This window comes from Nostocoides sp. F2B08, from assembly GCF_009184895.1.
In the GTDB taxonomy this organism is placed as follows: domain Bacteria; phylum Actinomycetota; class Actinomycetes; order Actinomycetales; family Dermatophilaceae; genus F2B08.
The window spans coordinates 93,555-106,333 of the sequence record NZ_WESE01000011.1; the positions used below are offsets into that span (position 1 = coordinate 93,555).

A 12,779-nucleotide genomic window follows, 5' to 3' on the forward strand; every position below is an offset into this window, starting at 1 on the left:
GTCTCCTTGCGCGCCGCGTTGCGTCCGTTCAGCCTACTGATCGGCCAGACTGAGGAGCATGCCCACCCCTGCCGGCCCAGGCCGTCGTCCCCCGTCCACCGCCGAGCACGCACGTCTCGCGGAAAGCCCGGACGACATGGATCCGTGGCGGCTGTGGGGACCCTACGTCAGTGCCCGTCAGTGGGGTACGGTGCGCGAGGACTACAGCCCCGACGGTGATGCATGGGGCTACTTCCCGTTCGACCACGCCCACCGTCGGGCGTACCGCTGGGGCGAGGACGGACTGGCCGGCCTCACCGACCGCTTCGGGTTCCTCAACCTCGCCGTAGGGTTGTGGAACGGCCGCGACGACCGTCTCAAGGAGCGGCTCTTCGGGCTGACGAACCCCCAAGGCAACCATGGGGAGGATGTCAAGGAGTACTGGTGGCCCCTGGACGCCACGCCGACCCACTCCTTCGCGTCCTGGCTGTACCGCTACCCCCATGCCGCCTTCCCCTACGACGAACTCGTGGCGCGCAACGCGGAGCGGGGGCTGGAGGACCGAGAGTTCGAGCTCGCAGACACCGGAGTCCTCGCGGGGGACCGTTTCTTCGACGTCGTCGTCAGCCATGCGAAGTCATCTCCAGAGGACATCTGCGTGAGCATCACCGCGACGAACCACGGCCCGGAGCCCGCGCCGCTGCACATCGTGCCGCAGCTGTGGTTCCGCAACACGTGGGCCTGGGGCCGGGACGACCGGATGCCGTCGCTGCGGCTCGTCGAGCCACCCGAGCACGACGACGGCGACCTCGTGGCGATCGAGGCCAGGCACGGCTGGCTGGGGACGTACCGCCTCTTCGCCGCCGACTCGCTGGGTCGCGGCGGCGAGCAGCGGTTCGTGCCGAGCCCGCTGTTCTGCGACAACGAGACCAACGACCGGGCGCTGTGGGGGACCGAGGGGCGCAGCGCATACCCGAAGGACGCGGTGGACCGCGCGGTCGTCCACGGGGACCGCTCCCTGCTGAATGCGGCCGGGCGAGGCACGAAGGTGGGCCTGCACTACGACTGCGGCGAGGTCGAGCCGGGCGAAAGCATCACCGTGCGGCTCCGGCTCAAGGGCGGGCCGGCGCCCGACCGGCCGTTCGGCGCCGCCTTCGACGCGGTGTTCCGGCAACGCCGACGGGAGGCGGACGAGTTCTATGCCGAGGTCATCCCCGCGGCTGTCTCGCCCGAGCGGCGGCACGTCGCCCGGCGCGCCTACGCCGGGCTCCTGTGGGGCAAACAGCTGTACCGGTACAACGTCGAGCAGTGGCTCGAAGGCGACCCCGCGCAGCCGCAGCCCCCGGGCAGCCGCCTGGCGCCCGAGCATGCCGGTCGCAACACGTCGTGGCAGCACCTGGCTCTCGCCGACGTCATCTCGATGCCCGACGAATGGGAGTACCCCTGGTTCGCCGCGTGGGACCTCGCGTTCCACTGCGTGGCCCTGGCGAGGATCGACCCCGACTTCGCCAAGGAGCAGCTCGTCCTCATCTGTCGGGAGTGGTCCCAGCACCCGGACGGCCAGCTGCCGGCGTACGAGTGGGCCTTCTCCGACGTCAACCCGCCGGTGCACGCGTGGGCCGCGTGGCGGGTCTTCGAGATCGACGGGAAGCGGGATCTCGGGTTTCTCAAACGGATCGTGACCAAGCTGCTGCTCAACTTCGGCTGGTGGGTCAACCGCAAGGACGAGGACGGCTCGAACCTGTTCGAGGGAGGCTTCCTCGGCCTGGACAACATCGGCCTGTTCGACCGGTCGAACGCGGTGCCGGGCGGGTGGAAGCTGGAGCAGGCGGACGCGACCGCCTGGATGGGCTTCTTCTGCCTGGCCATGCTGCGGATGTCGCTGCAGCTCGCCCGGCAGGACGCGGCGTGGGACGACATCGCCACGACCTTCCTCGAGCGGTTCCTCGCCATCTCGATCGCCATGGAGACCGGCGGCACCAACGGCGTCTCCCTCTGGCACGAGGAGGACGGCTTCTACTACGACGCGCTCATTGCGCCGGACGGCGGCTCGGAACAGATCCGGGTCCGCTCGCTCGTCGGCCTGCTGCCCCTGCTCGGCGTGGCCCTGGCACCGCGCTGGGTGCCGCGCGAGCTGCCCGACTTCACCGAGCGGCTCGCCTGGTTGCGCCGCCATCGACCGGAGCAGACCGAGGCGTTGATCCCCACCCGGGGGCCCGACCACATCGCGGTCACGGTGATGCTCACCAGCCCGGACCGGTACCTGCGGCTGGTCACGCGCATGTTGGACGAGACCGAGTTCCTCGCCGGCCACGGAGTTCGGTCGATGTCGGCGGCCTACCGGGACGGATACTCCGCGAACGTCGCGGGTGTGGAGATGTCACTGCGTTACGTTCCCGGCGAGTCGGACTCCGGGCTGTTCGGTGGCAACAGCAACTGGCGCGGACCGGTGTGGTTCCCCATCAACGTCCTCCTCATCGACGCCCTGCGGGTGTATGCGGGCGGGGTAGGGGTGGAGGACCGCATCGAGATGCCGACGGGGTCGGGTCGCTTCGTGACCCTCCACGAGGTGGCAGACGAGCTCGAGGACAGGCTGATCTCGCTCTTCGAGCCGGGTGCCGACGGCGCGAGACCGGGGGACCCGCACGACCAGGGCAACGGGCGCCTCTGGGCCGAGCACCCGTTCTTCTGCGAGTACTTCGACGGCGACACCGGCGAGGGGCTTGGAGCGACCCACCAGACCGGCTGGACCGCCCTCGTTGCCCACCTCATCTGCGAGCATGCCGATCGCAGCCCGACGGCGGACTCGGACGAGGACTGAGTGACGCTATTCGGGATGCGCCGTGCCGGTGTCGGGAGTACGGTGCTCGCCCATGAGCACTCTGTCCCGGGATGGAACCGCACTTCTCGTCGTCGACGTCCAGCGGGGCGTCGTCGCCGAGGCCCATGAGCGTGACGCCGTCATCGGGCGGATCCGCCGGCTCGTCGATCGGGCCCGCGAGTCCGACGTGCCGGTCGTCTGGGTGCAGCACGACGACGACGACTTGGTCCGGGGAAGCGCCGAATGGGAGATCGTGCCAGAGCTGGCTCCCGCGGAGGGTGAGCCGGTCGTCCCGAAACACTACGGCGACTCCTTCGAAGCGACCATCCTCGAGGACGAGCTCGCGGCGCGGGGTGTGGGGCACCTCGTCGTGACGGGGGCTCAGACCGACGCGTGTATCCGGTCGACGATCCACGGCGCGTTCGTGCGAGGGTACGACGTCACGCTCGTCGGCGATGCCCACACGACCGAGGACTTCACCGAGTGGGGGATGCCGCCGCCCGCGGCCGTCATCGCACACACGAACGGCTACTGGGAGGACCAGGACGGCCCAGGACGCCAGGCCTTCGTTGTCAAGTCCGCCGATGTGACGTTCCGGGCGTCGACCCCGATCTAGAGTTGCAGGGTGCAGGACCGCCCCGCCTGGCTGGCCCAGAACGAGGCCACCATGCCGGCGGGGCTTGACTGGCTGTCACCGCGCGAGCATGCCCGGGTCGAGCGGCTGCGCTTCCCCAAGCGGCGGACCGAGCACCTTCTGCGTCGCTGGGCGGGGAAGACGGCCGTGGCACGGTCCATCGGATGGACCATCGACCGCGCGACCGTGAGCCGCATCGAGCTGCTGAACCATCCGGGTGGCGCACCATACGTCGAGCTCGACGGTCGGCGCGCCGACCTCGAGGTCTCGCTCAGTGACCGGGCCGGAACCGCTGTCGCGCTGGTCGGACCGGCCGGCAGCGACTCGGGCGCTCTGGGAATCGACCTCGAGATCGTCGAGTCGCGCAGTGAGGGCTTCGTCGTCGACTTCCTCACCGAGGCCGAGCGGACGTGGGTGCACGCTCGACGCGTCCGTGACGGCGAGGACGGCTGGCAGGAGGCGGCCAACCTCGCGTGGTCTGCGAAGGAGGCGGCGCTGAAGGTGCTGCGGGTCGGGCTCAGGGCCGACACCCGCACCGTCGAGGTGACCGTCGACGAGAGCCGCCGTGCCGATGGCTGGGCCGCCATGGTCCTGACCTCGGCTGCCGTCGGGGTGCTGCCCGGTTGGTGGCGTCGTGACGGGGTCTTCCTCCTCACCGTCGCCTATCCACCGGGGAGTGCCCGGCCGGACCCGCCCGCCGTCGTTCCCGGGGGCGTTGACCTCGCCGCCGCGGTGCCCATCCACAGCTGGATGGGACGCGCGCCCCTGGCGTGAGCGGAATCCCTCAGACGGCGGTGTTGGCGGCATGCTCCTCCCGGGCGATGCCGCGCTCCAGGGCATCGATGATCCACGCGCGCAGCCGCTCGGGCTCGATGATCTCATCGACGGACCCGACCCGACGCGCCCGCTCGATCGTGTGGATCGCGTCGAACTCGTCGGCCACCTCGCCGAGCTTCTCCGCCCGGACCTGAGCGGTGATCTCCGCGATGCGGGCCCTGTCGCCGGCCATGGCGGCGGCGACCCGCTCGTCCCGCTCGGTGCGTTGCTTGACCTCGCGGGCGAAGACCGTCGCCGCCGCAGGTGCGCCGCCGATGACGGAGGCGTACGCACCCTGGACGGCGGCGATCTCCATCGTCTCGGTCAGTGCCTTCGAGAACACGACGAAGGCGCCGCCGTGGTAGCGCGAGACCACGGCGAAGACGATCGGCCCGCGGAAGTTCGTGACTGCGCGGCCGATCTCTGCTCCGTACTCGAGCTGTCGACGACGCATCGACTCCGGCGAGCCGTCGAAGCCGGACAGGTTGGCGAGCACGACCAGGGGTCGGTTGCCGCTCGCGGCGTTGATCGCTCGGGCGGTCTTGCGTGAGGACTGTGGGAAGAGCGTTCCCGAGGTCCAGGACGGCGGCCCATCGGCAGGCACGGGGCCTTGGCGCGGCACGCTCCTGGACTCCATCCCGAGCATGCACACCGGAAGTCCGCCCACTGTCGCGTCCCAGACGATCGAGGTGTCGGCGTCACGCCAGTCGGCCCACCGCTCGAGCGGAGTGCAGTCGCTGTCGGTGACGGCGCGCATGACCGAGCGCATGTCGAACGGCTGCTTGCGTTCGGGGTTGTGCCGCTCGTCGAAGATGTCTCCGACGGTGCGGAAGGTGGACCCGTGGACTGCCTCATGAGGGGCCTCGCGGACGTCACGGTCGGGTGGGTCATCGGTGGGTCGCCGGCGTGGGAAGCGTTCTCCCGGAACGACGTACGTGTAGTCGTAGTGACGGAGCAGCAGGAGGCAGGCGTCGTGGAAGCTCGGTGCCCAGTACTGCGCCTGCCCGTTCGGCCCCATGACCCGGTCGTAGCCACCGATGCCGTAGTTGTCGTCGGCCGAGACGGCTCCAGAGAAGTCGAGAGCCTGCTTCCCGGTCAGCACCATCGCCGATGCGGGAGTCATGATGAGGATGCCGCGGGTGTGCATGAGCATCGTCGCCTCAGCGTTCCAGTAGGGCTGGCCGCCGACGTTGATGCCGGTGACGATGATGTTGATCTCCCCGCCGCTCTGTGTGAACTCGATGATCCGACGCAGGCTCAATGCGATCCAGTCCATGTTCTCCGTGCCGGAGTCCATGGCGATCAGCGCACCCGACGAGACCGCGTACCACTCGACCGGCAGCCGGTGAGCGGCCGCGTAGGCCAGTGCCGCGTTGATCCGGCGGCACTCCGGCTCGGCGAGGTTGCCCAGCCCCTGGGTCGGGTCGGAGAGGATCGCCACTCGCGTCATGCCCTCGGGAACGACGTGGGTGTAGGACGTGAGGAGGCCGACGACGAGATGGGCGGTGTTCTCGGCCGGAGGTCGCACCACCGGGTCGAGCCGGTCCTGGGCGGGGTCTTCGGCCGCGGCGAGCTCGAGCTCGGCGAACTCGCCGCGCGGGAACGCCGATGTGCCGTCCTCGCCCGGGGTGAGCATGTGAATGATCTCGTAGGGATAGGGCGAGCCGAACCGTGCCGCGGTGAGGAGCTTCTGGGCGTATCTCGTCAGCGGTCGGACCGGGTTCGCTCCGGGGTCGGTGACGCGGATGGCGGTCCCCGATCGACCCATGCCCTCGACGTGGATCACCTTGTTGACGAACAGCTCTCGACCCTCGGAGTCGGTCAGGGGCACCTTGATGTGGAGCACGAGCTTCTCCAGCCCGGCGTTCCTTGCCAGCGGCTCGTAGGCTGCGGCCAGGGCAGGCAGCTCGGTTCGGGGAATGTCCCAGGGCGGGCGCACCCAGAGCATCAGCCGGTTCGCCGCCGGGCGCTGACGCGGCGGGTATGCGGCGAGCGCGTCGCGCATGGCGGCCAGCGCCCGCAGACCCATCCGTCCGAGGCCGGGGTAGTCCGCGGCCCCCGTGGCAGGGTCGGTGACCCGAAGGAGGTCGCGGACCTCCGCCAGGGCGAAGAGGCGGTGGTCCTTCGGGTTGTCCCGGGCCACGCCCGAGAAGAGATAGACGTCCTCGGGAGAGGGGAGGCGGGTGAGGTCGAACGTCGAGAGCCGCCACAGCTCGAGCCGCTTGGCGAGCATGGGGTGCAGGTTGCGGTAGGTGACATCCTCGACGAAGCCGTCCCGGCCATCCACACCCACACTGCGGAAGGTGAGGTGCTGGGTCCCCGACGCCGATGTCGAGGCCACGTCACCGTGCGTGGAACCGAGTGAGGTGACGGTGAGGTCGAGACGGTGCAGTGGGCGCCCGAAGTCGCACTCGGCCAGGATGGCGCCGGCCTCGTCGGCGAGCTCCCCGATCGATGAGCGCGTGGTGTCTCGCCAGAGGACGAGATCGACGACGAGCTCACGCGTCTCGGGGAGGAGTTCGAGATGTCCGGCCAGGGCCCGCGAGATCGACGGCAGCCGGTCCCAGCGCGAGTACGCGACGACGAGGTGGAACGGCGCGCCTTCGTGGTCGTACTCCGCTGTGACGACCTGGACACCGCCCACGTCCCGCGCCTGGAGGCCGTGCAGGTCGCGGATCCGGTAGAACCGGCGGGCGTAGGCCTCGAGGATGCAGTCCCGGAATGCGCCGAGCCCCGGGTCCGCGGCGTTGTCCAGCCAGACCTGCAACATCGTCGCCCGGAGCGGATGGGGGCAGGCGACGAGCGCGGCGATGTGCTCCTCGCGGTCGGATCTGTGAGCGTCCTCCCTCAGCGCAGCGAGACGCGTGCGCATCTCTGTCTCCACCTCGGCGCGGACGGCGTCGAGCAACGGTGCGTCGAGATAGTGGAACACGACGTCCCGCGCAAGATCCGCAACGGGTTGCTGACGACCCTCCGCCGCCCGGGCGAGCCGGTCCATCCGCGAGCGCAGGCCATGGTCGGCGTCCGGCCCCAGTGTCTCGACGTGGGTGAGCCTCCGGTCGAGGATCGTCATCACGGCGGGAACGAGGGCAGGGACGCGGGCAAACGAGCGGAACAGCCACGTCACAGCCGACTCGAGTGCCCGGCTCCGTCTCAGTCCGCTGATGCCGTACCGGGTGAGTGCGCGCTCGAGGCGCACCCGGTAGCCCTCGGGAAGCCCGGCACGGTCGGCGTCGAGGTCGGTGAGGAAGTCGATGAGGTACTCCTGGGTGTTCGCCTCGATCTCTTCTCCGGCCTCGGTCCTGGGACGGTACAGCGACGCTGTCTCGGCGAACAGGTCCAGGAACTCGTCCTCGAGTCCCGCGAGCGTGGCATCGTCGGCCGGCCGCCGGGCCGCCTCGGCTCTCAGCGAGCGGAGGAGCGCGGCGACCTCGCCGGGGTCCCGGTCGTATCCGAGCAGGTACTGCGTCAGATGGCCGAAGATATCCGGCAGGGTCGGCTCGGCCGCCGCGCCGTCGTCGGACACCAGGGCGGATAGCAGGCCGGCTGTCAGCCCGTCGGAACCGGCTGTCCCGTCGGTGCCGGCGGGCATCGCCGTGTCGTCCATGCCCTCGAGACCATCCGCGGCACGGATGCGCAGCAGCGGCGCGCCCCGCTCCACCTGCGCGTTGGCCACGACGGGCACCGACGTGACGGTTCCGGCATAGGGCGCGGTCACCGTCGAGACCATCTTCATCGACTCCAGGACGGCGACCTCGTCGCCGGCCGCCACCCGGTCGCCGGGCTGGACGAGGATCGCGGCCACCAGGGCCGGCCATCCGGCGCGCACGACGAAGCCGTCCGTTCGCTCCACGGTATGCGCCGCGCCGTCGATCTCGAGCCGGAACCCCGCTCCCTGAGCCACCGCGAGGACCCGGTGACGGAGGCCTCCGACGGCGATGCGCCGCTCGTAGGGACCGAGGCGGTCGACCTGGACGTCGAGGGCGACGCCATCGTGGATCCGGTATCGGTCCGCTCCTGTGCGGTACACGCGAAGTCGGTGACTGGCTCCGCGGTAGTCGAGCGTGACCATGGTGCCGACGGCCTCGGGATGCTCGGGGCGGCCCCTGGCCGCGGTGGCGAGGAAGGCCTGCTGCGCCAGCGCGAGGTCGGCCTCATACGTCTCGACCGCGGCGGCGACCACGGCGACAGGGTCGGGCGGCGGGACGATCTCCGCACTGTGAGCCAGCCGGTCCCACCACGAGGCGTCGACCGGACCGGAGATGACCTCGGGACGTTCGAGCAGGGTCAGCAAGGCCGTCCGGTTGGTCGGGCCCCCACTGAGGACGACGAGTGTGCGCTCGATCGCGCGCCGCATCCGGGTCACGGCCTCGACTCGCGTATGGCCCCAGGAGGTGAACGTCGCGACAAGCGGGTCGGCGTCCGCGTCGACGAGATCCTCGTCGCGGAGACTGGCGTCGATGCGCACTCCGGTGCCGACGGGCTGGGCGAGCAGCTGGACAGCACCGCCGGTGGGTGCGAAGTCGCGCTCCGGGTCCACGGCGATGAGCCGGGTCTCGACGGCGTGACCCTCGATGGCCGGCTCGGTGTGGATCAACAGGTCACCCTGGGCGATGGCGAGGCGCAGGCGGAGGAAGCTCGATCCGGTGCTCTCCTCGAGCAGCGAGTGCTCCGCGCGCGCAAGGGTGTCGATGCCGAGAAGCCGCGCACCGGTGCCGTCCATCGCCGTGCTGAACACGAGCACCCCGGCGCCCTGGTAGGCGAGCGCCCTTGTGATCGTGCGGGCCGCGACGAGAAGGGATCCGATCGTCTCGTCGGTCAGCCCGGGGGCCGGCAGCTCGGCGAGGATCAGGTGCTCTCCCCGTCGCACAGTGGTCTCCCGCGCACCCAGGGCCCAGACCGTGCCGACGGAGTCGGCCAGGACGTCCACCTCGATGCGCCGTCGTTCGGGTGGGAGAGCGGCTCCGGGGACCAGGATTCCGGTGTCGTTCTCGATCGGGATCCCGGCCCGGTGCGCAGCGGCCCGGAGCTGATGGGGATCCGCCACCCGACGGATCGTGGCGCTGTCAGGGCCGACGACGCTGATTCCGGCCTCCTCACACGCGGTGACGAGGGCGAGCTGGTCGTGGCACGGAACCCGACCGACCCACACCGCGTCTATCCGGGCCTCCCGGAGCGCGGCGAGGACCGCCTCGGTCGTGAAGGCCCCATCGGCGCCGGCGACGCTGACGGTCTCATCGGCCTCCCTCGCATACCAGGCCCGCCCTCGCGGCTCGGTCAGGACGATGACGCAGGTGACCGGCGCCTCCCGGTCCGTGCGCTCGAGGTTGCCGACCGCAGCCAGCAGCCGGACGGCCGGCTCTCCGCGGTCGAGCACGGCCAGGCGGATCCTCTGCTCCATCGTCGTGACCTCCTCCTCAGGTGGACCCGGTCCCGAGACCGGTCGCGGACCTCGACGGAACGGGCGACATCACGTGCCGAACGTCTGGCGCAGCGGCGCCGCGACGTCGGGGTCGAGCGGCACCGGCAGGGGGATGCTGACGTAGTCGTCCAAGCGGACCAGGACCCGCCCGTTCTCGTCGACCACCCGTAGGTCGAAGGTGGACTCGCCGGTCTGGCGAGCCACCGCATACCGTCGACCGTTGCTCCCGGCTTCGGGCCGGACGCGCAGAGACCCCACCCGGTGCGGCAGCGCGAGGCGGCCCTCCCGGCCGGCCTCCCACAGTCCTGCTGCCTGGAAGCCGAGCTCGGCAAGGCGTGGCGCACCGACCACGGGTGCGTCGGCAGGCGTGCGGTCCTCGGGGAGGTCCTCGCGGAGTCGCGCGACCGCGGCCCCGTTCGCCGCCCATGCCCCACCGACGACCTGGTAGGCCGGACCGTGGAAGTAGAGCCGATAGACCTCGTCAGCGGTCAGCTGCCTGCCCTGCGGCTCGCCGACCGGGTCGATCGACTCCGCCTCGGCCTCGGCCGTGGTCAGGCGGACCGTGCCCGTGAAGTGCGTCGTGACCGTTGGGGTGTCGTGACCGGGAAGCGTTCGCTCGGCCGTCAGGGCACAGTCGACGAGCAGGTCGTCACCCTCGAAGGCGGGGTGCACGAGCGCGTAGACGGTGACCGTCCGCGGCTCGTCTCGGTAGAACTTCACCGGGGCGTGGAAGCTCACGTGCTCGACCGCGGCGACGCGGTATCCCTCGGGCGCGACGAGGTCGGCGGTCTCGGCGAAGGCCTCCATGCCCATGACGCCCGGGAGGACCGGGGTGCCGTCGATGCGGTGATGATCGAGGAACGGCTGGCGGTGCGGGTCCAGGGCCGTCGTGACGACGAACCCCCGATGGACGCTGCAGCTCACCTCGCCGGTCATCGGCCCTTGGGCGCGACCCCGACGCAGCTTCTCACCGTCGACCCCGCCGCTCTCGGCGTATTCGGCGGCCATCATCCCGAGAGCACCGGCGACGACGACCTCACCGCTGAAGTCACCGGCCGTCAGCTCGCGCCGGATCCACGCGACGCCCGCCTCCGGTGGCAGCATCTCCACTCCGGCGAGCTCCATGATCCTGGGGATCGAGCCGCGGGTGGCCATGCCGATCCCGCCCCAAGCCGTCCAGTCCAGAGCCAGGGCGCGGGTCTTGGGCCGGGTCCGCCGCATCCCGGACGCGACCTTGCAGAGCAGGTCGTTGGCCGAGGAGTAGTCCGTCTGTCCCTGGTTGCCGAATCTGCCGGCGACCGAGGAGAACACGACCGCCGCGCCGATCTCGAGCCCACGCAGCGCCTGCCACAGGGTGAACCACCCAGTCGTCTTGACGTCGAAGACGAGGTCGAACTCGTGCGGCTCCTTCTCGGGAAGATTCCGACTGATCTCGAGTCCTGCCGCGTGCAACAGCACGTCCACGCGGGCGGTCGTCTCGGTGATCCGCCGGCCGACGGCGGCTACGGCGTCCGCGTCGGTGAGGTCGACGCAGTGGTAGTGCGCCGTCCCTCCGGCGGACTCCACCGCGTCGATGGCGGCGGCCGCGGAGGCCAGCCGCTCGAGGCGGGACATCTCCTTCTCGATCGAAACGGGGGTGGGCCGCTGGCCGGCAGACCTGATCCGGTCGGCTAGCGTGCCCTTGAGCGACTCCCGATCCGTGGCGAAGGCGACGAGGTCAGGGTCGTCGCGGTCGGGCTCAGGAGTGAGGTCGAGGAGGTGGAACGTGCCTCGGCTCGCCGCAGCGAGGTCGGCGGTGATCGCGGAGACGATGCTGCCGGCGGCGCCGGTGACGACGACGACGGAGTCGGGTCCGAGGTTCATTGCGTCTTCCGCGGCGTCGATCCCGTCGAGAGCGGTGAACGGGCGCTCGGCCAGGGCGACGCCCCAGCGCTTCTCGTCAGTCCGCCCGACTTCGACCGCTCCCGGGTCGTACAGGGTCTCCTCGACGAGGATGTCGGCCAGGGCGGCGGTCTTGCGACTCGGCGAGAAGTCCACGGCCTTGACGAGCGCGTCGGGACGCTCCTTCTTGTACGACTTCGCGAAGCCGGTGACCGCCCCACCCATCGGGTTGGTCGCCCCGGCTCGGTCGTAGCCGTGGTACCCGCCGAGCCGGGTCGCGGCGACGAGGAACGGTGAGTCGGCCCACATGCGGCGCATCGTCGCGTAGAGCGCCTTCACGCGGCGCTGAAGGGCGCCGGTCCAGGTCGCGAGGTCCATCTCCGCCGCGTCACCCTCGGCGTCGAGCGCTGCCAGCCAGTAGACACCGGACACTGCGCCGCCGGCCAGCCAGCTGTCGAGAGTGGCTGAGAGCTGCTCCATGGGCACCCCCGGCAGCAGAGTGAGAGGTGTCGCGCCGGCCTGCTCGAGACGGCGCACCAACGCCTGGCCCACGCCGCCCTCGTCAAGCATGACCACGACCCGGCTTCCGTCGAGCGTCACGCCGGTCTCGGAGCACGCGTTCGCCGCGGGCCGCAGGGCCGGCACGGGTATGCGACGCGGCAGGGCGTCGGTCGCCGCCAGGTCGCCCCGGACCATCGACATCGTCGGTGCGTGCGGATCTTGCGCGTCGCCGCCGGTGTGGGGCGCTTGGTGCGCGGGTGGTTGTTGCGCGGCCGCTGGTGCCGCTGCTGCGGTCGCGGGTAGGCCGGTCTTGTCGCGGATCCAGCCGGCGACGTGGTTGAGGGTGGGGAAGTCGCGCAGCTGGAGGGTGGCGTCGCGTTCGACGCCGTACTCCTGGCGGACCGCGGCGAAGACCTCGGCCTGCTTGACGGTGTCGACTCCGAGGTCGGCTTCGAGGTCCAGGTCCGGGTCGAGCAGGTCGACCGGGTAGCCGGTCATCTCGGCGACGATGTCGGTTACCTTCGCCAGCACCGGGTCCCCACCCGCAGCCGACCCCGGGGCGGGCGCCGCCGGTGCGGCGGCGGGCGCCGGGGTGGGGGTGGCGGGTAGGCCGGTCTTGTCGCGGATCCAGCCGGCGACGTGGTTGAGGGTGGGGAAGTCGCGCAGCTGGAGGGTGGCGTCGCGTTCGACGCCGTACTCCTGGCGGACCGCGGCGAAGACCTCGG

Annotated in this window: 5 protein-coding genes; 3 read left to right on the forward strand and 2 right to left on the reverse strand. The window is 70.8% G+C overall.

Translation table 11 applies throughout. From position 1 onward, the window contains the following. Positions 1–58 precede the first annotated feature (58 nt). Genes GA707_RS18490 through GA707_RS18500 form a run of 3 tightly spaced genes read left to right on the forward strand, consistent with a single transcriptional unit; the run spans position 59 to position 4,208 of the window. On the forward strand, positions 59–2,800 hold the full coding sequence (locus GA707_RS18490; RefSeq protein ID WP_152179933.1) for a glucosidase: 2,742 nt from the start codon (positions 59–61) through the stop codon (positions 2,798–2,800). A 52-nt stretch (positions 2,801–2,852) separates the two neighbouring features. Beyond that, entirely contained in the window at positions 2,853–3,416 is a 564-nt protein-coding gene (locus GA707_RS18495) for an isochorismatase family protein (RefSeq protein ID WP_152179934.1), read from the forward strand. Between the two features lie 9 nt (positions 3,417–3,425). After that, positions 3,426–4,208 (forward strand): 4'-phosphopantetheinyl transferase superfamily protein, encoded by a 783-nt coding sequence (locus tag GA707_RS18500; protein ID WP_152179935.1) that lies wholly within the window; start codon positions 3,426–3,428, stop codon positions 4,206–4,208. A 10-nt stretch (positions 4,209–4,218) separates the two neighbouring features. Here the strand turns inward: GA707_RS18500 and GA707_RS18505 are convergent, their stop codons facing one another. Both GA707_RS18505 and GA707_RS18510 read right to left on the reverse strand, forming a co-directional pair. Further along, entirely contained in the window at positions 4,219–9,651 is a 5,433-nt protein-coding gene (locus GA707_RS18505; RefSeq protein WP_152179936.1) for a carboxyl transferase domain-containing protein, read from the reverse strand. Positions 9,652–9,720: 69 nt separating this feature from the next. Then, positions 9,721–12,779 (reverse strand): SDR family oxidoreductase (locus GA707_RS18510; RefSeq protein ID WP_152179937.1); only part of this gene is annotated, 3,059 nt, incomplete at its 5' end.